Raw genomic sequence first — 19,687 nt, 5'->3', positions numbered from 1 at the left:
ATCGCGCGTATCCGCGCAGCGCCCGGCGGCCCACCGCCCTGACGAGGAGGCCAGCGTTGACCCCTTCCCCATCCGTCGCAGCCGAGACCGAAGACCTCACCATCCCGGGCCTGGTCCGCCGCAACGCCGAGGAGTACGCCGAACTCCCGGCCATCACCGGCCTCGACGACACGGGCGAACCGACGCTGACCTGGTCGGAGTTGCGCACCGAGATCGCGACCGTCGCGCACGGCCTCGCCGGACTGGGCCTCGAGCCCGGTGACCGGATGCTGATCATGGCGTCCTGCCGCCCGGCGCACTTCGTCGTCGACCTCGCCGCCACCCATCTCGCCGCGATCCCCTGCACCGCCTACGCGACGCTGTCCTCGGATCAGGTGCGCTACGTGGCCAGGCACAGCGCCGCCACGGTCGCCGTGCTGGAGGGCAGCGCCGAACTGGAACGCTGGCTGCCCGTCCTCGACGACCTGCCCGCCCTGCGCCGGATCGTGGTCCTCGACGCCTCGGCGATACCGGCCGGCGACGACCGCTTCGCCGCCTACTCCGGCGTACGGGCGGCGGGCGCCGAACGGCACGCGGCCGAGCCGGAGGCCTTCGACCGGATGTGGTCGGGGATCAAACCGGACGATCCGCTGTCGATGATCTACACCTCCGGCACGACGGGCGACCCCAAGGGCGTCGTGCTCTCGCACCGCAACGCCCTGCACCAGGGGCTCGCCGTGAACACCCTGCACGGTATGCGGATGCACACCAAGAGCATCGCCTACCTGCCGCTGGCGCACATCGCCGAGCGGGAACTGGCGATCTACCTGCCCACGCTCTACGCCGGGCACGTGCACACCGTCGCCGATCCGTCGACCGTGGTCGCCGCGCTCGGCAAGGTCAAGCCCGACTGGTTCTTCGGCGTCCCCAGGGTGTGGGAGAAGATGGTGGCTGGGCTGCGGAACATGCTCGGCACACTGCCCGAGGAACGGCGCACCGCACTGCTCGGCGCGAACGAACTCTTGCAGCAGGGCTACAAGCTGCGCTCGGCCGGCTCGGAGGTGCCCGCCGAACTCGCCGCCAGGATCGCCGAGGCGGACGAGACCGTGATGAAGCCCGTCCGGCAGCTACTCGGGCTGGACAATCTGCTGCTCGCCTCCAGCGGAGCCGCCGCGCTGCCGCTCGAAGTGCTGTACTTCATCGCCGGGCTGGGGATCGAGATCGAGGAGGTCTGGGGCCTGTCCGAGACCACCGGTGCCGCCACGTCCAACACCCAGGGCGCGTTCCGGGCGGGAACGGTGGGCAGGCCGCTGGCCGATATCGAGGTACGCGTCGCCGAGGACGGCGAGCTGCTGGTCCGCGGGCCCATCGTGTTTCTCGGCTACCTGCAGGAGGACGGCACGATCAACCCGGCCGTCGACGCCGACGGCTGGTACGCCACCGGCGACATCGGCACGGTCGACGAGGACGGGTACGTGACGATCACCGACCGGAAGAAGGAACTCATCATCACCTCGGGCGGCAAGAACATCGCGCCGACCCGGATCGAGGGCCTGCTCAAGGAGCACCCGCTGATCGGCCAGGCGGTGGCGATCGGCGACCGCAGGCCCTACGTCACCGCGCTCATCGTGCTCGACGACGAGATCGCCCCGGCCTGGGCACAGGGGCAGGGCATCGACGCGGCCGACATCGAGTCGCTGGCCCGCCACGAGGGCGTCCGGGCGGAGATCGACCGGGCGGTGGCGAAGGCCAACGACCGCCTTTCCCGTGCCGAGCAGATCAAGCGCTACCACCTGATCGCCAGGACCTGGACCCCGGAGAGCGGCGAGGTGACCCCGACGCTCAAGCTCAAGCGACGGGTGATCAACGAGCGCTACGAACCGAGCATCGCGGAGCTGTACCAGGCGACCTGAGCGGGCGCCGGTCCCGGCGCGGTGGCCGGGACCGGTCCGTCAGGCGCTGCGCAGAGGTGTCGCCGCCGAACCGTCGGTCCACTTGCGCAGCCGAGGAGGCACCCGCTTCTCCAGCCCGTACGGCTCCAGGTGGGCGCTGAAAACCTCCTCGAACGCGCCGCGCACGCTCTCGGTGTCCCAGACGGCGCGTTCCAGGATGGGCGCCTTGAGGTGCGGGTGGCCGACGATGTGCAGTTGCGGCCCGTTGCACCGGACGAGCTGGCCGGTGATGCCACGCGAGTCGTCGCCGAGCAGGTAGAGGACCAGCGGTGCGATGCGCGAGGGGGTGCGGTCCGGCGGGCAGTTGCGCAGTGAACGTTCCGACTTCCACACCATCCGGGTGTGGGCCAGCGGGCAGACCCCGTTCACGCGGATGCCCGCCTCCTCCATGTCGAGCGCCCACGAGTAGGTCAGCGAGGCGACCGCTCCCTTGCTCGCGCTGTACGCGCCCAGCTTGCGCTGCCCGAGCGAGGCCCCGGAAGAGATGTTGACGATCGAGCCGCCCGTGTCCTGCGCGATCATCGCGTTCGCGGCGGCCATGCCGGTGTAGATCACGCCGAGCACGTTCACCTCGACCAGCTCCCGCACCCTGGCGGGGTCGTCCTGCCACGGCAGCGCCTCGTAGTTGAGGCCCGCGTTGTTGACCAGGCCGTCGATGCCGCCGAACTCGCCGACGCAGGTGTCGACGATCGCCTGCGCCTGCTCGGCGTCGGCGACATTGTGGCCGCTGGCCACGGCCCGGCCGCCGTGCGCCCGGATACCCGCCGCCGTCCGATCGGCGAGCTCGGCGTCGATGTCGTTGACGACGACCGCGGCTCCGGCCTGCGCGGCGTGCACGGCGAACGCCTCGCCGAGACCCCGGCCCGCTCCGGTGACCACCACGGCCTTCCCGGCGAGCGTTCCCGCGGACCCGTTGCCGGTGCCCGTGTCGCCGCCCTTGACGGTGCCCATGTCGCTCCTCCGCCCCGGCCGGCCCCGACACAGCTCCTGGTTCGCTCGCTGCCACCGGCTCTTGTTCCCAGTGTTGGCCGCGGTCGCGGCCGTGCACCCCGGGCCGCGACGAGCGGCGGCTGCGCTGCGCCGAACGAGTGAGTGCTGATCGGTGCGGTGAAAGTGCCGCGCGGGTCGGCCGGAGCGCGGAGAACCACCCCGCGCATACCCACAGTGGTGAATCGGTCACCCAGCGGACGGCTGATACCCGCCATTCGTCCTGTTCAGGCGTGGTTCTCTGTTCGTCTCCCCGTAGCCGACGGCATACTGAACGTGTCGCCGGTGACGTGGACCCGGTGGCCCTCGCATCGCCGTCGCAGCACCACCGCACCGGCGGGCGGGGAAGGACGGACGCGAGGACTTCGGCGGAGGGGGCAGGTGGCCGACCGGTGAGCACCAGCACGGCACCCCGCATGGGAGTGGTACTCCAGAACGTCGAGTTCAGGGCGCTGTGGTTCGCCGAGGCACAGTCAGCGGCGGGCGATCAGCTCGCCAAGGTCGCGCTGGCGATCATGGTCTACCAGCGCACCGGTTCGGCACTGTGGGCGGCGGGCGTCTACGCGCTGACCTTCCTGCCCGCGCTGATCGGCGGGCTCGGCCTCTCCCAGCTCGCCGACCGCTACCCGCGACGTGCGCTGCTGACCACGTGCGCGCTGATCCAGGCGGCGCTGGTCGCACTGATGGCGGTGCCCGGCATGCCGCTGGTCGCCCTCTGCGCGCTGGTCGTCGCCGTGCAGCTCGTGGTGGCCCCGGCCAATGCCGCGCAGAACGCCGTCACCCGCGAGGTGTTCACCGACGACGATCTGTACCTGCGCAGCCAGGACCTGCGCGGCATCACCACGAACACGGTGATGTTGCTCGGCCTGGCGGGCGGCGGGCTGCTGGTGACGCTGGTCGGCACGTCCTGGGCGCTGGCGTGCAACGCCGTCACGTTCGCGATCAGCGCGCTGGTGGTCCGGCTCTGGGTGCGGGCCCGTCCGGCGGCCGGCAAGAAGTCGGACAGCTGGTTCGGCGGGGCCCGCTGGGTCTTCGGGCAGCGGAGGCTCCGGCTGCTGCTGGCGCTGTCCTGGCTGGTCGGTCTCGCCGTCGTCCCGGAGGGTCTCGCGGCGCCACTGGCGGACCAGATCGGTGCCCCGCAGGAGGCGGTCGGCTGGCTGCTCGCGGCGGACCCGCTGGGATTCGTGCTGGGCGCGTACCTGCTCTCGAAGTACGCGTCGGCGCAATCACGGCTGCGACTGATGGGGGTACTGGCGGTCGCGTCCTGCGGGGTGCTGATCGGCTTCGCCGTGCAGCCGAACCTCGGGCTGGCGCTGGCACTGCTCGCACTCGCCGGCGCGGCGGGTGCCTACATCATCACCGTCGGCGCCACGTTCAACACCTGGGTGCCGAACGAGATGCGCGGGGCTGCCGGGGGCCTGTACCGGACCGGGCTGCGCGTCGCGCAGGGAGTGGGGGTCGCGCTCGGTGGCGCGGTGGCCGAGTTGATCGGTTCGGTCCCGAACACGATCGCGCTGGCCGGGGTTCTGGGAGTGGTACTCGCGGCGCCGGTGGCGCTGTCCTGGTCCCGGGTACACAAGGATCAGCAGGCGCCCCGGGTCGACGAGGCCGGCTGATCACCCCGACACGTCTGTAGGTCTCATGCCGCACGGTCGGACACGCCGGCACATCGCCGGATCGCCGGCGCCTGGCGGCCGGGACGTCCCCGGCACCGTCGTGCGGACCGCTGCCGCCGGTCCTGCCCTCGTTCACGCCTCACGGTCCGACATCGCGGAACCTCCACCTCGTCCTCGTCCTCGCCGGAATCCGGGTCTCCGCCCGTCTTCGGCGTCCTGCACGTTCCGTCCTTCGCGTCCCGGTCGTTCGCTCGTGCCGTCGCTCGTGCTGGCGCACGTGCCGCTCGTGCGGTCGATGGGGTATCCGTTCACGCCTCGCGGTCCGACATCGCGGTCCACCTCTCCGTGTGTCCAGGCCTTCGCCGTCATCTCGGTACTGCCGTCCATTCCCGATCCGGGATCTCACGCCTCGCGGTCCGACACGTTTCTCACCTCCGGTCCTTCTTCGTTCACGGCCTGCCGTCGCTGTCCGGTATTTCACGCCTCACGGTCCGACATCTCGGGTCACCTCCGCCTCGCCCACTGGTCGTTAGAACTTTCAATGACTTCGGAATTCACGCTTCCCGGTCCGACATCGCGGTCCACCTCCTCGCTGCTCGTCGATTTCCGTCGCTGCCCGGCTCATGCCTCGCGGTCCGACATCTCGTGGCCACCTCCACTTCGTTTCCCGTGCTGCCCCGCTTTTCCCGGTTCCGTGCTCACGCCTCGCGGTCCGACACCCTGCTCACCTCCGATCTCGCCGATCCTCGACTGCCATTCGAACGGATGTTCACGCCTCGCGGTCCGACATGCGCCCTCTCCTTCCCTGCTGCGATTTCCTCCGCCGTACGTCAATCCCGGTTACTCACGCTTCGCGGTCCGACATCGGGCACCGTCCTTTCGTCTCGCCTTTTCTTGCATACCAGCAAATTCGTGCGCGCGGCTCAGGCCTCACGATCCGACATCCGGCTCACCTCCGTACCCCGCGGGTTCGAGAACTGGAACACTCCGCACGTTCAGGCCTCACGATCCGACATGGCGGGACACCTCCCAGAAGCACAACGAGCGACGACCGTCCCCGGACTCGCACCACGCGATCCGGCATCCGCCGGACACCCTCCGTCTCGTACCCGGAATCGCCGAGACCAACCGCCACGATCGGTGCCTTCCGCCGAGCATGGGAAAATCACCTCATCGCGAAGACTTCACGAGTGGACCGCTGATCAATTCGGGGACAATCATTGCAGTGCGAACACCGACAACTCGACGGTGGGATGATACCGGTGATTAACACCGATCCCACAGCCGAGACCGCTTGCCCGCCGAATCCGCCGCTGACTACCGAACCGGGAGGACTCGCACGATGACACCCGGTCCGCGCCGTCACCGGCAGCAAGTCCTGCACACGGACGGCGAGCCCACCGCCGCGGAAAAATCCGATAACGATTCCGAATACGCCGAGAAAGTGCCCGAGCGAACACGCACCGTCAAGGAACAGGCCGGTGGGAGCACCGCCGTGCGGCGGTACTCGCGGGCGTCCCCGCGACGCTGGGACCTGTGGTCCAAACCACGGGGCATGATCGTTTTCCTTGCGGTCTGGGAGATCGCGGCGGTCGTCCTGCTGTCCTTCGGAATCGCCACGGCCGGCGAGGTGACCGCTACGGACTGGACCCGGCTGGCGGCGCTGGCCGGCTGCGCGACGCTGCACATCCAGCTCACCCGGCGGCAGGAGGAACGCCGCCGCAACCGGATCGCGTCGGTGCACATCGACCTCAGCGGCATCTGGACCTTCCCCGCGGCCCTGCTGCTGCCGATCCACCTGACGCTGCTGCTGATCGCGATCGTCCGCGGCCAGCGATGGGTCAACTCGCGCCGCCCGCCGCACAAGTTCGTCTTCACGACGTTCACCGTCGCGGTGGCGGCTTTGGTGGCACAGCGGCTTTTCGAGGCACTCGCGGCCGACGACATCAGCAGGTTGGACCAATCCAACGGATTGCGGATGTTCGCACTGCTGATGCTCGTCGGGTTCGCCTACGCGCTCGTGCAGGCCCTGATCATCGGCTCCCTGCTGGCACTCGGCGGCACCGCGTCACCGACCCTGCGCAACGTACTCGGCAGCAAGTCCGACAATCTCCTCGAGGCATCTACCATCGGACTCGGCACGATCGCGACGGTGCTACTCGTCAATCTGCCACCTTCAATAATCATTCTGGTTCTGGTAAGCGTGGTCGGAAACAGATTGGCCGAAATAAACCAACTGCAATCCGAGGCGCGCACCGACGCGAAAACCGGCGTGCTGAACGTGCGCGGCTGGACCGAATCAGCTCAACGCGCGCTGAACAGAGCGAGTCGTTCGTCCGAAGAACTTGCATTGCTGATGATCGATCTCGACCATTTCAAATGGATCAACGACACTTTCGGACACCCAGCGGGCGACGATGTGCTCAGATCCGTGGCGCAGACCCTCGGCGAGGTGACCCGTCCCGCCGATGTGGTCGGCCGTTTCGGCGGCGAGGAATTCCTGATCCTGCTGCCCGACATCGACAGGGCAGGCGCCGAACTCGCCGCGGAACGTGTCCGTAGCGCGATCGAGGATCTGCGGATCGTCACCACGGACAAGCGAGGCGGGCAGACCACGGTCGCCGGGCGCACCACCTCGATCGGTGTCGCCGTGTATCCCCGGCACGCCGACTCGCTCGAAGCGATGCTGCAGGCCGCCGACGGTGCCGTCTACGACGCCAAGGAGAGCGGACGCAACCTGGTGCGCTTCGCCGCCGACGTGCCGCCGGACGCCTCGGTGCCACCCGCACAGCGCACCGAGGGGTGACCTCAGGGAGAAATGGGGGACATCCGGAGTGCCCCCGCCACAGTGGCGCTGGAATCCTGTACCGCATGACCGCGACCGCCGACGGACCTCCGCCCGTGCGCAGGCCGCTGCGGACCTCGGCGTGGGCACTGGTGCTGGTGCTGGTGGTCGTCGGGTTCGGCTTCGTCGCGTCCCGCTCGCAGGCCCGTCCGGATCCCGGGCCGCCACGGGGCGATCTCGCGGCCGCCCGGCAGGCGGTGGACGCGCTGCTCGCCCCCGGCCCGGCGCCGACCGCACTCGACCGGCTGCCCGCCGACTTCACCGAGGTGACCGGCGTCCTCCCGGACCGGATGCCGGCGCGGGACGGAACGGTCCGCGCTGTGCACGTCGACGGCGGTTGCTCCGCGCCGTGGGGTGATGACAACACCCGCTGGGACTACTCGGTCCCGTGCAAGGCGCACGACCTCGGGTACGACCTGCTCCGGTACGCCGCCGCGAAGGGCAGCCCGCTGGGCCCGGACGCGCGGGAAGCCCTGGACGACCGGCTTTCCACCGACATGCACGCCGCCTGCGACCTCAATCCGATGGACTCCGCGGGCACCTGCCGTGTCGTCGCCTCCGCCTACTCGTTCGGCATGCTGCTCAATTCCTGGCACCAGCGGTGGGGCCCGCCCATCGGCGAGCCGATCGGTCCCGCGCTGGCCGGGCTGGCCGTGATCGGGGTACTGCTGGTCGTCCGGCTGCGCGGCTGGTTGCGGAACCGGCGGACAGCGGCCTTCGCGACCGTGCCGCCCGGCGCGCGACCCCGTGCCCCGGCCTCCTCGGCGGGCCGCTGGGCGCTGCTCGGCGTCGCCGCGATTGCCACGATGGTCCTCGGCGAGTCGGTCGTCGCACTGGCCCGCTGGGCGGGCGCGAGTCCCGGCTGGCTCTGGCCGCTGACCTGGCTCGCGCAGCTCTCCCTCGTGTTCTTCTTCGCGGGCGGGCACGCGAACGCGGCGGGCTGGCACGCGGTGCGCGCGGTCGGCGGCGGGTACCGGCAGTACCTCGCGCACCGGGCGGGCAGGCTGCTGCGCCCGGTACTGATCTTCGCCGTGGTGGCCTTCGCGGTGCCGATGGCGCTGGAGCTGCTGCGTATTCCCGGCGGCACCGCCGCGCACGTGCTGCGGATCGCGCTGCACCCGCTGTGGTTACTGGGCGTCTACCTGCTGACGATCGTGGCCACACCGCCGCTGCTGGCCGCGCACCGGATACGGCCGCGGCTGACAATGGCGGCGCTCGCCTGCGTGCTGGTCACCGCCGAGACCCTGGCGCGGGCGTGGACGACGCCGCTGCCGCACTACGTGTCGGCCGTGGTGCTCGCCCTGCTCGCCCAGCAGGCGGCGTTCTGCCACGCCACCTACGGCAGGCCCCGTCCGGTGACCACGGCGATCGTCGCGGTCGCGGCCATGGGCTGTCTCGCCGCGATCGCGATCACCGGTTCCGGCCCGCCCGTGCTGCTCGGACTGCCGGGAGCCCCGGAACCCCTGGCCGGCCCACCGCTGCCCGTCCTGCTGCTCGGCATCGTCCAGCTCGGTGTGCTGGGGCTGCTCGCCGGTCCGCTGCGCCGTTTCGCCGCGAACGCCACCGCGCTGCGCGTGACCACGACGGTCCTGCGCGCGCCAATGAGCCTCTACCTCTCCTTCCTGGCGGTGATGCTGCTGGTGGTCGCGGTCGTCTACCTGCCGGGCAGGCTGGACGGCGGACTGGACGTGCTGGCCGAGCCGCGATCGCTGCTGGCGCTCGCGCTGCTGGCGGCACCGGCGGCGCTGGTGTTCCGCTGGTTCGAACGCCACGCCGGCCCGCCCGCGCCACCGTCGGCCGAGCCGGTGGACGCCGGACTGGGGGCGCTGCTCGGACGGTCGGCCACCGTGCTCGGTGTCGGCTACGCGACGCTCGGCGTCTTCGGTTTCGCGCTGAGCGGGTTCAGCGACGGCACCGTCCCCTCGCCGGTACCGGGCATCTCGCTCGACCCCATCCAGAGCCTGGTCCACCTGCTGCTCGGCGTGGTTCTGCTGCACACGGTGCGGATCGGCAGCAGCGGGCGGGCGAGCACGTGGGCCCTGACGGTGCTGGCCTGCGCCCCGTCACTGCTGGCCGCCACGGCGGGCCAGCAGGTCGACCGGCTCGGCCTGCTCGTGCACGGCGGCACGGCCTTGTTCGCCGTGGCAGCGCTGGCCTGCACCGTCGTCGTCCGCGGACGCTCGAGGCAGGCTCTGGCGACCGAACACGGTGGGTGATACGGACTCACGACGAGTGAACCGCCCCGCCCTCGGCCGGGTGTGGTGAACGACCATCACAGATCGATATGCCACGCTACGACAACCCGGACCCCGGGCCGGGCGTCCACTGACCAGACCGCACACAACGAGCGGGCGTTGACGAGGGGAGCTGTTGGGCGTGGAAGAGCAGCCGCGGAACGGAGGCCGGGACCGTCGTCCCGCACGCCCGTGGCAGGAGTCCCGCCCGGACGGCCGCCCGCACCCACGCGGCGGTCCCGGACGGCCGCCCGGACCACCGGTGCCGCCCCGCCGCCGTCCACCCCCCGAGGGGCACGCCGCCGCGCCGCCGCGCGAGCCGCGCGATCACCGCAGGCCCCCACCACCACCCCCGCCGTCCCGGCGCGGCCCGCGCGCCGCGAAGATCGCGCTGGCGATCTTCTCCGTCCTGGTGATGGGCATGACCGGCTACGCGTGGGCGGCGATGAAGGGCCTGGTCGACGGGCTGACGACCTCGGACGTGATCGGCGAGGAGGGCGGCGGCGACAAGCCGGCCGACGGCGCGCGCGACATCCTCCTGGTCGGCCTGGACAGCCGCACCGACGCGCAGGGCAACCCGCTGCCGAAGGAAGTGCTGGAGCAGCTCCGGGCCAGCGCGGCCGACGAGCCGCTGAACACTGACACCATCCTGCTGCTGCGGGTTCCCAACGACGGCAGCAAGGCCGTCACCTTCTCCATCCCGCGCGACTCCTACGTCGACATCCCGGACGGTTACGGCACGCACAAGGTCAACTCGGCGTACGTGCGCGCGAAGAACGACTCACTGCGCAGACTCCCCGGCGAGGGCGTGACCGATGCCAAGGAACTCGAGCTGCGCAGCAACCAGGAAGGCGCGAAGAAGCTGATCGAGACGGTGGAGAGCCTCACCGGAGTCACGATCGACAACTACGCCTCGGTGAACCTGCTCGGCTTCTACGACATCACCCAGGCCGTCGGCGGCGTCGACGTGTGCCTGAACAGGAAGGTCAAGGACACCTTCTCCGGGGCCGACTTCGAGGCGGGACCGCAGACGATCTCCGGTGGCGACGCGCTCGCGTTCGTCCGCCAGCGGTACGAGCTGGTCAACAACGACCTCGACCGCGTCGTCCGCCAGCAGGTGTTCATGGCGGGCCTGGCGAAGAAGATCCTGTCGGCGGGCACGCTGGCCGACCCCGGCAAGCTGCAGGGCCTGATCGACGCCACCAAGAAGTCCGTGGTGCTCAACGAGGGCTGGGACATCATCGGCTTCGCCCAGCAGATGAAGGGCCTGACCGGCGGGCAGCTCGAGTTCCGCACCGTCCCGGTGGGTGCCTACATCGACACCCCGGAGGACGGCGACGCCATCGAGGTCGATCCCCGGCAGATCTCGGAGTTCGTGCAGACCTCCAGCGGCCTGCCCGCACCACCGCCCGCACCGGGCGAGGAGAACGCGGGCACCACGGTCGACGTGCGCAACGCCTCGGGCGTCACCGGACTCGCCGCGCAGGTCTCCCAGGCGCTCACCGAGAAGGGTTTCACCGCGGGCGACACGGCGAACGCCGAGTCCCGCGAGTCGACGGTCATCCGGCACGGTGCCGGTGGCGCGGACGCCGCGGCGAAGGTGGCCGAGGCGCTCGGCGGCTCGGGCACCGTCGAGGAGGACCCGTCGATCTCGGCCGGCCGGGTGACGGTGCTGCTGGGTTCCGACTACTCCGGTCCCGGCGGCAGCACCACGTCCTCGGGGCCGAACGCGCAGGGCGGCGGTGCCGGTGCCCCGGGTGCGGCCCGCCAGCCCGCTCCCGAACCGCCCCCGATCACCGCCGAGGGCGTTCCCTGCGTCAACTGATCCACGGCGGCGGGCGAGCCACCCGAAAGGGTTAACTCGTTCAGCCCAGTTCTGCGGTTTCTCCCTGCCAATCCAGGAAAACCGCGTAAGTGGGAGCGCTTCGGCCGTTTTCATTCATGTGAAGCACGCTCGCGTTCGACCGGCAACGGAGCCGGGACGCTGGACTACGCATGGGTGAGGGCAGGGGGCACGTAGTGCGGATCGACGGGGAGGCGTACCAACGCGTACTCGGCGAGGAACTGAGGAAACTCCGGCGAAAACGCGGCTGGACTCGCAAGGACCTCAACGACAGGCTGCAGAGCGAGATCTCCCTGCAGACGCTGGCGACCTACGAGCTGGGCACCCGGCACTGCTCGGTGGTCCGCCTCGTCGAGCTGTGCGTGGCGATGGAGGAGTTGCCGCAGAACCTGCTCGCCCGGGTGCACCGGCGCGTGTTCGCCGACGAACCCGGCAGGGTGCGCCTCGACCTGCCCCGGATCGTCGCCGACGACCAGCCCGAGCTGATCCCGCTGCGACGCTGGGCCGCCGACCGGCTGACCACCGCCACCGTTCCCGAGCTACAGGTCGAGCTGGGCGCGCTGGACTGGATGGCCGAACTGTGCGGGCTGCCCGCCAACGATCTACTGGCGAGACTGCACGCCATGTCCGGCATCCGGACGTCCCCCTAGGCAGCGCCACCGGGGGACGCCCGGGGCCCGGTCAGCCGGACGCCTGGTCGGCCATCGGCCGGGCGTCCTCGGCGTTGCCGACCAGCTCGAAGTCGGCACTGCGGAGCTTGCGCGTACGCATCCAGTAGCGCCAGGTGAAGCCCGGCCAGACCGTGCGGTTGATGCCCTTGGCGTCGAGGTACCAGCTCGTGCAGCCGCCCTGGGTCCAGATGCCCTTGTCCAGCTTCTGCTGGATGCCGGTGTTGAACTGCGCCTGGGTGTCACTGCGAACGTCGATGGCCCGCGCCTTCGACTCCTCCACCAGCCGGATCGCCTCCGCCACGTAGCGGATCTGCGACTCGATCATGAACACCACCGAGTTGTGGCCGAGCCCGGTGTTCGGGCCGAGCAGGAAGAACAGGTTGGGGAACCCGTTGACGGTGATGCCGAGGTGGGTCTGCATGCCCTCGCCCGCCCACTCCTTGCCGAGGTTGCGGCCGCCCTCCCCGATCATCTCCAGATCGTCGAAGGCGTCGGTGACGTGGAAGCCGGTACCGAAGATGATCGCGTCGACCTCGTGCTCGACCCCGGCGGTGTCGACGATGCTGTGCTCGCGGACCTCGGCGACGCCGTCGGTGACCACCTCGACGTTGTCCCGGTTCAGCGAGGGGTAGTAGTCGTTGGAGACGAGCACCCGCTTGCATCCCATGGTGTAGTCGGGCGTCAGTTTCGCGCGCAGCGCCGGGTCCTTCACCCCCTTGTCGATGTTCCACTTGGCCAGCTTCTGGCCGAGCTTCATCACGCCGGGGTGACCGTTGAAGCCGACCGCACGGACCTCGAGCATCCAGTACAGGAAGTTGCGGTAGGCCCGCTGGGCACCCGGGACCTTCGCGAAGACCTTCTTCGCCCAGTCCGGCATCTCGTGGTCGGGCTTGGGCATGATCCACGGCGGCGTCCGCTGGAAGAGAGCGAGATGCTCGACGTCCTTGGCGATCTGCGGGACGAACTGGATCGCGCTGGCCCCGGTGCCGATCACGGCGACCTTCTTGCCGCGCAGGTCGTAGTCGTGGTCCCACTGCGCGGAGTGGAAAGTGGCCCCGCGGAAGCTCTCGACGCCGGGCAGCCGCGGGATCTGCGGGATGTGCAGCGCTCCCACACCGTTGACCAGGAACCGGCCGGAGAACACGTCGCCCGCCTTGGTGTTCACGTACCAGCGGTGCTCCTCGGCGTCCCAGCGCGCGCCAGTCATCTCCTGGCCGAACCGCACGAAACGGTAGAGGTCGTACTTGCGGGCGACGCCCTTCATGTACTCCCAGATCTCCGGCTGACTGGAGAAGGAGCGCGACCACTCCGGGTTCTGCTCGAAGGAGTACGAGTACATGTGCGACTGGATGTCGCACGCACAGCCCGGGTAGGTGTTGTCCCGCCAGGTTCCGCCGACGTCCTGCGCCTTCTCCAGGATCACGAAGTCCTCGCGGCCCTCCTTGAGAAGCTGGATCGCCATCCCTAGTCCGGAGAACCCGGTTCCGACGATGACCACTCCAGCTTCGACGCGCTCACCCATCTGCTCGTCCCTCCGTTCTCCGTCTGAGATGCGTACCGAAAGATGCGTATTAGGTGTTACCGGAAGTCCATCTTACTCGGAGTAGGTTACTTCCGGTAGAGTGGGTTTCGTGACGTCGACATCGCGCAACGCCGACTCGGCACCGAAGCGCACCCGGATGCCGAGGGCCGAGCGCGAGCGTCAGATGATCGACATCGCCGAGACCGTCTTCGCCGAGCGCGGCTACGTGGCCGCGTCGATGGACGAGATCGCCGACCGGGTCGGGGTGTCGAAACCGATGCTGTACGAGTACTTCCGTTCCAAGGAGGGCCTGCTCGTCGCCTGCATCCGTCAGTCCCGCACGGCGCTGCGCGACGCCACCGAGCTCGCCGTCGTCGGTTCCGCCGACGCCGAGGAATCCCTGCGCAACGGCCTGCGTGCGTTCTTCGTGTTCATCCGCGAGCACCGCGAGGCCTGGGCCCTGCTCCGGCACGAGGTCGCACTGAACGGCACCTCGGCAGCCGAGGAGGTCGAGGCGACCCGCAGGCAGCAGACCGACCTGATCGCATTCCTGATGGCCGGCTACTTCGACGACTCGGATCCGCTGCACGTCGAGGCGTCCGCGGAGTTCGTGGTGGGGGCCACCGAACGGCTGGCGATCTGGAGCGAACGACACGAGGACATGACGCCGGAGCAGGTCACCGACTACGCGATGGACATCCTCTGGCACGGGCTGGGCGTTCGCGCGCGGCGCTGACCTGCGTCGAGGCCGCCGCCCCTGGTATCCCCCACTCGGCGGCACAGATTTGCCCGATCGAGGCGGACGACCGAAGATTCTTGTAACTGGAAGATTCCGGTCCGCCGGAACGTGTCACAGGTGATCTCGCGTCATACCGCGAGGGTGACCGGGTCTCCCAGGGTGCAGGGGTGCCAGGAGACGGGAGGGGTGGGACTGATGGATGCCATCACAGCGACATACGTGCAGGACGAGGACGACTGGACGATCACCGTCGCCGGGCTCGGCAAGGAGTTCACCGGACGGGCGCCCGGCATCATCGCCGCGCGCGACCGTGCCGACCAGCTTGTCGAGAAGCTGTCGCCAGTGGGAAAGGCGCCGACGGTGGTGCACCTGCTGGGGGGCAGCGCGCTCGAGTTCACCACCGCTTACATGACGGCCAGGCTGACCCGGCCGCAGACCAGCGAGGCCCCCGCGACCCAGGCGGCGGACGAAGCGCCGGCCGCGGAGGACAACGGCACCGAGGCGGAAGGCACGAACGGCACGGTCTCCGAAGCCGGGAGTCCGGAAGCCGGGAGTCCGGCCGAAGGCATCGCGGGCGAGGAAACGAAGAACGAGGTCACCGGAGAGCCCGTCGCCGTGGAGACGGCCGGGGCGCCGTCCGAGGACGCCACGACTGCCGGGGACGCGAAGCCGGGGAAGCCCATTCCCGCCGTCTCGAAGAAGCTCCCCGAGACGCGACGGAACTCCGGTACCGAGACGGCATCCGGGGATCGCGAGAAGGACACCGCGGCCACCCGGGACGAGCCCGCCACCACTTCGGCGAGCTCCGCGGGCTAGCGGAACAGCTTTCGCAGCAGCAGCAGACCGATCAGCGCGCCCACGCCGATCAGCGGGTACTTCACCTTCGGCTCCTCCAGGGTCGACAGCACGCTCGACTTCGCCGAGTCGGCCAGCCGCTTCGGGTTCGCCTTGACGCCGAGCTCGTCCAGAGTCGACGCCAGCGCGTTGCGCGCCTTCTCGATCTCGCGCTCGATGGTGTCCGGATCGCGGGCCACTGTTCCTCCTCGCCAGGCATGCCGTGCAGGCGCCCAACGGTAGATCACCGGAGGCCGCGACGCCGCACGGGCACGCCGAAGGCGGCGCCACACCCGCCCGCTAAGCTCTTCCGGCGAGATGGGGCCCGTAGCCCAATTGGCAGAGGCACACGGTTTAGGTCCGTGCCAGTGTGGGTTCGAGTCCCACCGGGCCCACCCGACAGGCATGTTCCCGCGCGGCTTCGCCGGGCAAACCAGCAAGTCGTAGGCGTTCGCCCCGGCGACCGAGCGGCCGGCGAGCAGGCCGAGCCGGATCAGCGGGTCGCCGCGCCGTCTCCGGCGCGTTGACCTCTACCTCGGTCGAGGTGTCACGCTGCGGCCATGACGAGAACGCACGAGCTGATGACCGGCCTCCGGAAGGCGTGGAACGCGGGCGACGGCGCCGCCTGGGCGGGCCACTTCGCGGCGGACGCGGAGTTCGTGGACGTGCTGGGCCGGATTCAGCACGGCCGAGAGGTGATCGCCCGCGAGCACCAGAAGGTCTTCGACACGATCTATCACGGCTCCCGGCTCGACCTCCGCGAACTGTCCTCCCGCCCGCTGACGGACGGCGTTCTGCTGGTGCACACCACGTCCGCTCTCCTGGTTCCCGCCGGGCCGCGCGCCGGCGAGACCCACGCCATCCAGACGAAGATCGTTCGCGACGGCCTGATTCTGGCGTTCCACAACACGATCCGGAGCCAGTTCGCCGTATTCGCCGAGGGCGACGAGGCCCTCGCGCACACGGAGCCGCTGGACTGGGACGGACAACGGTGAGTCCGCCCGCATCGCCGGGGAACGCATCCGGCGGACCGGCCCGCGTCACCGGCCAGGCTTGGCGGCAAGGGATTGGGCGGCAAGGGATTGGGCGGCAAGGGATTGGGCGGCAGAGACTTGGCTGGCAAGGGCGGCGGCGAGACGGCGGGCAGGACACGGCGCAGCGCCGGCTCGGCATCCGGGTGCCGGGGCCGGTGGGGACGGACGTCGCCGTGGCCGGGTCAGAGACGGCGCAGCAGCGCCTGCCACGCGGGCTGCGAGAACACCAGGAAACCGCCACCGCGGTCCTTGGTGTCGCGCACCCCGGTCAGGCCGGGCCGTCTGGTCACTTCGACGCACTGGGCGTTGTTGTTCGACGCCGTGGCTTTCCGCCATTCACAGCGGGCGGGGTCCAGGTTCACGAGTCCTTCTCCGATGCTCCTCGGCAATCGCACTCAGCCGTTCGGCCGATTCATCGAAGGGTAATGCCCTGGCGGCGAGCTTGGCCCAGGTATCGCTGTAGGACTGCACCTCGTTCTCATCGTCGATGTAGAGCCCGCCGGTGAGGTTGTCGCAGGCCACGCACTTGTAACCGTCGTCGAGGGTGAACAGCGAGTACGGCGTACTGAGCGCGCTGTGCACCACTCCGTCGGGGATGACCTGGACCGAGACCTGCTGTGTGCCCGCGAGTTCGGCGAGCCGTTCGACCTGTTCGGCCATCACCTGTTCACCGAATCCCGCCCTGCGCAGCGCGGGCTCGTCGATGATCGCCCACAGCTCCAGCTCGCCCGTCTGGATCCGCTTCTGCCGGTTCATCCTCAGGTCGAGACGTTCCTGGAGCTGCTCGTCCGGCTCCCTCGGCAGGGCGGCGCGCAGGATGGTGCGCGCGTAGCTCGCCGTCTGCAACAGGCCAGGGACGACGTCGATGGTGAAGCTGTACTCGGTGACGGCGTCGGCTTCGAGTTCGAGCAGGTCGGTGGACCGGCCGAGAATGCTGTCCGGATAGGTCTGCCACCAGCCGCGCTGCTTCGCCTGACGGGCGAGTTGCACCAGCTCGTCGCTCAGTTCCCTCGGCACGCCCAGCACCGTGCACAGCGCGTCGGTGTCGTCCCCGCTGATCGCGATGTGCGCGCCCTCGATGCGGGACAACTTCGCCTGGGAGAACCCCGCTGCCCTCGCCGCATCGGTGACCGTCAACTCGGTGTTCTGCTCCCGCAGCTTCTGCAAGGTCCGGGCGAGCCTGCGGCGGCGCAGCGGCGGCTTCGAGGACATCGATGCTCCGTCCGGGCTAACTGCATTCTCTCCATTGTGCATACATGCACGATGTGATGTGCTCGTGGCGAGCATACAGCCGCAGTCGACCCACCGAACGGAGGCGCGATGGTGCCCGGCCAGCAGACTGCCCGCGCCCCCGGCGACACGGGCGGGGAGACGATCGAGCGGGCGTACCGGCCGGTCCTCGGCGGCGTCCGCCACCTCAGCGACCACGAGACGGCTCCGGGGAACGGCACCGTGGTCGACCTGCTCTGCGGCATGAACCACGTCGTCGGCTCCCGCCGGGCCGCGAAGCGGATCTACGACTGCTCCGCCTGCGACGAGGTCCGCGGCGAACGCGGCGGGCAGGCATGACGGCCACACCCCGTCGTCCCGCGTCGGCCGACAAGCTCGGGTACTACCGCGAACTCGCGCTCGGACCGGCGGGCAAGGACCGCAAGAACGCCCGCGACTGGCTGCGCAGGCACGGATTCGAGCACCTCATCCCGTCCCGGCGCCCTGCCGGGACCGAACGGGCACCCGCACCGGAACCGGTCGTGACACGGCGGGTTGGCCCAGGGGTCTGCCGAGTGGACGACCACGTGAACCGGGCGTGCCACTGCTTCCCCGGCTGATCTCCCGGCCGGCGCGCACGTGGTTCCCCGTGCCCGCGCGCGCCGGCCGGGCTCCACCCGGCCGCACCGGCCACGGAATGTCGTACTGTGACGCGTGTTCCGCGCCGGAAGGGGGCCCGATGTCCAGTCGTAATCCGTTCCGGATGCTGGTCCGCTGGGCCGACTGGTTCGAGCTGCGCGGGGTCTACGTTCCGGGCGAGGACAACCGGGCGATCGACCCGTGGCGCGACTTCGGCTGGCTCATCGTCGCCTGGCTCGCGGGACTCGCCGTGTTCATCCTGTTCCTCGCGCTCGCCGTCTGAGCCTGCCGGAAGTCCCGGAGAACATCCGGGAAGGCGAGACGCATCGGGACCATCTGTCACCAGGCGTGCCGAAACGATCACGGTACGGCCACGACAGGACACCAGCTACGCCTCAACACGGCGTTCCGCTCGCGGCACGGACCCTCGACCGGGACAGTGGTTCAGGACGTCGGCGACACCGCCGAACGGATGACCCCCGCTACTACCAGGAGTGGAAAACGATGCTGGCGCCTCTGCGGACGCCCGGCCGCATCCTGGCCGCGGGCGCACTGCTGGTCCTGACGGCCTGCGGTGCCACCGAGGCGAGCGAGGGGCCCACTCCCGGTATCGCGGGCAGACCCGTGGCCGGCGCCGCGCCCGCGGGCAGCACGGCCGACCCCACCGGGCTGACGTTCGGCAGCGAGTACCGCTTCGCCAGCGGGCTCACGGTGCGCATCTCCACCCCCAAGTCGTTCCGCCCCAGCGACACCGCCTACCCGCGCAGCGACCGTGCGGTCGCCGTCGAGGTCTCGCTCTACAACGAGGGTGCCCGCTCGTTCCGGCTGTCCAACCTGACGGCGGTGGCGCGGATCGACGGTGCGCCCGCCAAACAGGTCGTCGACCCGACGCAGGGCTTCAACGGCGTCGTCAACGCCGACACCGATCTCCCCCAGGGCCGCAACGTACGGCTGATGCTGGCCTTTGCCGTCCCCGCCCGCCCTGCCGAACTCACCCTCTCGGTGCAGCCCGACGGCGCGGTTCCGGTGGTGGCCAGCTATCGCGGTGAGGCGTGAGCACCGCCCGCTAGTCTCCTCACATGACCGAGCAGCAGCGCCTCTCCCCCGGCGACCCGGCCCCCGAACTGACGCTTCCCGACGCGAACGGCGACACCGTCTCCCTCGGTGACTTCCGTGGCAAGTCCGTGGTCGTCTACTTCTATCCGGCCGCGGGGACCCCCGGCTGCACCAAGCAGGCCTGCGACTTCCGGGACAGTCTCGCCCTGCTCAACGACTCCGGTTACCAGGTGCTGGGCGTCTCCCCGGACGCCCCGGCCAAGCTGGCGAAGTTCACCGAGGCCGAGCAGCTCACCTTCCCGCTGCTGTCCGACCCGGACAAGTCGACGCTGACCGCGTGGGGTGCCTTCGGCGAGAAGAAGAACTACGGCAAGGTCGTCCAGGGCGTCATCCGGTCCACCTTCGTCGTCGACCCGGAAGGCCGGATCGCCGAAGCTCGCTACAACGTCCGCGCCACCGGGCACGTGGCGAAGCTGATCAAGGATCTCCGGCTGGAGAAGTAGGCGGCGCGGGCGCGACCCCGGGGC

General features: G+C 69.9%; 19 protein-coding genes and 1 tRNA gene. 15 read left to right on the top strand and 5 right to left on the bottom strand.

The annotated features are described in order from the left end of the window. Nucleotides 1-56 precede the first annotated feature (56 nt). Nucleotides 57-1,892 carry an AMP-dependent synthetase/ligase gene (locus CFN78_RS06290; protein WP_094861656.1) on the top strand — a complete coding sequence of 612 codons (1,836 nt, stop codon included), beginning with the start codon at nucleotides 57-59 and terminating at the stop codon, nucleotides 1,890-1,892. Nucleotides 1,893-1,931: 39 nt separating this feature from the next. Here CFN78_RS06290 and CFN78_RS06285 read toward each other — a convergent pair whose 3' ends face one another. Continuing rightward, nucleotides 1,932-2,882: an SDR family NAD(P)-dependent oxidoreductase gene (locus tag CFN78_RS06285; protein WP_094861655.1), complete on the bottom strand. Its 951-nt coding sequence runs from the start codon at nucleotides 2,880-2,882 to the stop codon at nucleotides 1,932-1,934. 452 nt (nucleotides 2,883-3,334) lie between these two features. Here CFN78_RS06285 and CFN78_RS06280 point away from each other — a divergent pair, with 452 nt between their 5' ends. The 5 genes from CFN78_RS06280 (at nucleotide 3,335) to CFN78_RS06260 (ending at nucleotide 12,106) form a co-directional block, all read left to right on the top strand. Next, nucleotides 3,335-4,534: an MFS transporter gene (locus CFN78_RS06280; protein ID WP_094861654.1), complete on the top strand. Its 1,200-nt coding sequence runs from the start codon at nucleotides 3,335-3,337 to the stop codon at nucleotides 4,532-4,534. A gap of 1,444 nt (nucleotides 4,535-5,978) precedes the next feature. After that, nucleotides 5,979-7,340 (top strand): GGDEF domain-containing protein, encoded by a 1,362-nt coding sequence (locus CFN78_RS06275; RefSeq protein WP_240519303.1) that lies wholly within the window; start codon nucleotides 5,979-5,981, stop codon nucleotides 7,338-7,340. Between the two features lie 65 nt (nucleotides 7,341-7,405). Continuing rightward, nucleotides 7,406-9,595: a phospholipase gene (locus CFN78_RS06270; RefSeq protein ID WP_094861653.1), complete on the top strand. Its 2,190-nt coding sequence runs from the start codon at nucleotides 7,406-7,408 to the stop codon at nucleotides 9,593-9,595. A gap of 160 nt (nucleotides 9,596-9,755) precedes the next feature. Continuing rightward, a complete protein-coding gene (locus CFN78_RS06265; RefSeq protein WP_094861652.1) occupies nucleotides 9,756-11,438 on the top strand; it encodes an LCP family protein in 1,683 nt (560 codons plus the stop codon). A 170-nt stretch (nucleotides 11,439-11,608) separates the two neighbouring features. Next, nucleotides 11,609-12,106 (top strand): helix-turn-helix transcriptional regulator, encoded by a 498-nt coding sequence (locus CFN78_RS06260; RefSeq protein ID WP_420807855.1) that lies wholly within the window; start codon nucleotides 11,609-11,611, stop codon nucleotides 12,104-12,106. Nucleotides 12,107-12,137: 31 nt separating this feature from the next. Here CFN78_RS06260 and CFN78_RS06255 read toward each other — a convergent pair whose 3' ends face one another. Further along, nucleotides 12,138-13,649, bottom strand: a complete 1,512-nt coding sequence (locus tag CFN78_RS06255) for a flavin-containing monooxygenase (RefSeq protein ID WP_094861650.1) — start codon at nucleotides 13,647-13,649, stop codon at nucleotides 12,138-12,140. A 157-nt stretch (nucleotides 13,650-13,806) separates the two neighbouring features. On the opposite strand from CFN78_RS06255, the gene CFN78_RS06250 reads away from it, so the two are divergent. Together CFN78_RS06250 and CFN78_RS30185 are read left to right on the top strand one after the other, a co-directional pair. Then, nucleotides 13,807-14,385 (top strand): TetR/AcrR family transcriptional regulator, encoded by a 579-nt coding sequence (locus CFN78_RS06250; RefSeq protein ID WP_094861934.1) that lies wholly within the window; start codon nucleotides 13,807-13,809, stop codon nucleotides 14,383-14,385. A gap of 198 nt (nucleotides 14,386-14,583) precedes the next feature. Further along, nucleotides 14,584-15,204: a hypothetical protein gene (locus tag CFN78_RS30185; RefSeq protein WP_338065511.1), complete on the top strand. Its 621-nt coding sequence runs from the start codon at nucleotides 14,584-14,586 to the stop codon at nucleotides 15,202-15,204. Here CFN78_RS30185 and CFN78_RS06240 read toward each other — a convergent pair. Continuing rightward, nucleotides 15,201-15,422 carry a DUF3618 domain-containing protein gene (locus CFN78_RS06240; protein WP_094861649.1) on the bottom strand — a complete coding sequence of 74 codons (222 nt, stop codon included), beginning with the start codon at nucleotides 15,420-15,422 and terminating at the stop codon, nucleotides 15,201-15,203. The genes CFN78_RS30185 and CFN78_RS06240 overlap by 4 nt on opposite strands. A 121-nt stretch (nucleotides 15,423-15,543) precedes the next feature. Between CFN78_RS06240 and CFN78_RS06235 the strand changes: the two genes are divergently transcribed. Next, nucleotides 15,544-15,617 (top strand) — tRNA-Leu (locus tag CFN78_RS06235). Between the two features lie 165 nt (nucleotides 15,618-15,782). After that, entirely contained in the window at nucleotides 15,783-16,217 is a 435-nt protein-coding gene (locus tag CFN78_RS06230; protein WP_094861648.1) for an SgcJ/EcaC family oxidoreductase, read from the top strand. A gap of 221 nt (nucleotides 16,218-16,438) precedes the next feature. Here the strand turns inward: CFN78_RS06230 and CFN78_RS06225 are convergent, their stop codons facing one another. Together CFN78_RS06225 and CFN78_RS06220 are read right to left on the bottom strand one after the other, a co-directional pair. Beyond that, entirely contained in the window at nucleotides 16,439-16,618 is a 180-nt protein-coding gene (locus tag CFN78_RS06225) for a DUF397 domain-containing protein (RefSeq protein ID WP_240519302.1), read from the bottom strand. Beyond that, nucleotides 16,593-17,468 (bottom strand): helix-turn-helix domain-containing protein, encoded by an 876-nt coding sequence (locus CFN78_RS06220; RefSeq protein WP_165777466.1) that lies wholly within the window; start codon nucleotides 17,466-17,468, stop codon nucleotides 16,593-16,595. The genes CFN78_RS06225 and CFN78_RS06220 overlap by 26 nt, the downstream gene beginning before the upstream one ends. A 108-nt stretch (nucleotides 17,469-17,576) precedes the next feature. Between CFN78_RS06220 and CFN78_RS06215 the strand changes: the two genes are divergently transcribed. The 5 genes from CFN78_RS06215 (at nucleotide 17,577) to bcp (ending at nucleotide 19,663) form a co-directional block, all read left to right on the top strand. After that, nucleotides 17,577-17,825: a hypothetical protein gene (locus tag CFN78_RS06215; RefSeq protein ID WP_094861646.1), complete on the top strand. Its 249-nt coding sequence runs from the start codon at nucleotides 17,577-17,579 to the stop codon at nucleotides 17,823-17,825. After that, nucleotides 17,822-18,085 (top strand): hypothetical protein, encoded by a 264-nt coding sequence (locus tag CFN78_RS06210; protein WP_094861645.1) that lies wholly within the window; start codon nucleotides 17,822-17,824, stop codon nucleotides 18,083-18,085. The genes CFN78_RS06215 and CFN78_RS06210 overlap by 4 nt, the downstream gene beginning before the upstream one ends. 119 nt (nucleotides 18,086-18,204) lie before the next feature. Further along, a complete protein-coding gene (locus CFN78_RS06205; RefSeq protein WP_094861932.1) occupies nucleotides 18,205-18,387 on the top strand; it encodes a hypothetical protein in 183 nt (60 codons plus the stop codon). Nucleotides 18,388-18,608: 221 nt separating this feature from the next. Continuing rightward, nucleotides 18,609-19,160 (top strand): hypothetical protein, encoded by a 552-nt coding sequence (locus CFN78_RS06200; protein ID WP_240519301.1) that lies wholly within the window; start codon nucleotides 18,609-18,611, stop codon nucleotides 19,158-19,160. A 23-nt stretch (nucleotides 19,161-19,183) separates the two neighbouring features. Then, nucleotides 19,184-19,663, top strand: a complete 480-nt coding sequence (gene bcp, locus CFN78_RS06195) for a thioredoxin-dependent thiol peroxidase (RefSeq protein WP_094861644.1) — start codon at nucleotides 19,184-19,186, stop codon at nucleotides 19,661-19,663. The last annotated feature ends 24 nt before the right edge of the window (nucleotides 19,664-19,687 follow it).

This window comes from Amycolatopsis antarctica, from assembly GCF_002262875.1.
GTDB classification, from domain to species: domain Bacteria; phylum Actinomycetota; class Actinomycetes; order Mycobacteriales; family Pseudonocardiaceae; genus Amycolatopsis; species Amycolatopsis antarctica.
This window is presented reverse-complemented; position numbering and strand designations above follow the sequence as displayed.

Bases quoted from the DNA above. Each gene is read 5' to 3' on its own strand.
- CFN78_RS06285 (WP_094861655.1), bottom strand. From the start codon at position 2,882: ATGGGCACCGTCAAGGGCGGCGACACGGGCACCGGCAACGGGTCCGCG.
- CFN78_RS06230 (WP_094861648.1), top strand. From the start codon at position 15,783: ATGACGAGAACGCACGAGCTGATGACCGGCCTCCGGAAGGCGTGGAAC.
- CFN78_RS06255 (WP_094861650.1), bottom strand. From the start codon at position 13,649: ATGGGTGAGCGCGTCGAAGCTGGAGTGGTCATCGTCGGAACCGGGTTC.
- CFN78_RS06220 (WP_165777466.1), bottom strand. From the start codon at position 17,468: ATGTCCTCGAAGCCGCCGCTGCGCCGCCGCAGGCTCGCCCGGACCTTG.
- CFN78_RS30185 (WP_338065511.1), top strand. From the start codon at position 14,584: ATGGATGCCATCACAGCGACATACGTGCAGGACGAGGACGACTGGACG.
- CFN78_RS06200 (WP_240519301.1), top strand. From the start codon at position 18,609: ATGCTGGCGCCTCTGCGGACGCCCGGCCGCATCCTGGCCGCGGGCGCA.
- CFN78_RS06270 (WP_094861653.1), top strand. From the start codon at position 7,406: ATGACCGCGACCGCCGACGGACCTCCGCCCGTGCGCAGGCCGCTGCGG.
- CFN78_RS06250 (WP_094861934.1), top strand. From the start codon at position 13,807: ATGCCGAGGGCCGAGCGCGAGCGTCAGATGATCGACATCGCCGAGACC.
- bcp (WP_094861644.1), top strand. From the start codon at position 19,184: ATGACCGAGCAGCAGCGCCTCTCCCCCGGCGACCCGGCCCCCGAACTG.
- CFN78_RS06205 (WP_094861932.1), top strand. From the start codon at position 18,205: ATGTCCAGTCGTAATCCGTTCCGGATGCTGGTCCGCTGGGCCGACTGG.
- CFN78_RS06210 (WP_094861645.1), top strand. From the start codon at position 17,822: ATGACGGCCACACCCCGTCGTCCCGCGTCGGCCGACAAGCTCGGGTAC.
- CFN78_RS06280 (WP_094861654.1), top strand. From the start codon at position 3,335: ATGGGAGTGGTACTCCAGAACGTCGAGTTCAGGGCGCTGTGGTTCGCC.
- CFN78_RS06260 (WP_420807855.1), top strand. From the start codon at position 11,609: ATGGGTGAGGGCAGGGGGCACGTAGTGCGGATCGACGGGGAGGCGTAC.
- CFN78_RS06215 (WP_094861646.1), top strand. From the start codon at position 17,577: ATGGTGCCCGGCCAGCAGACTGCCCGCGCCCCCGGCGACACGGGCGGG.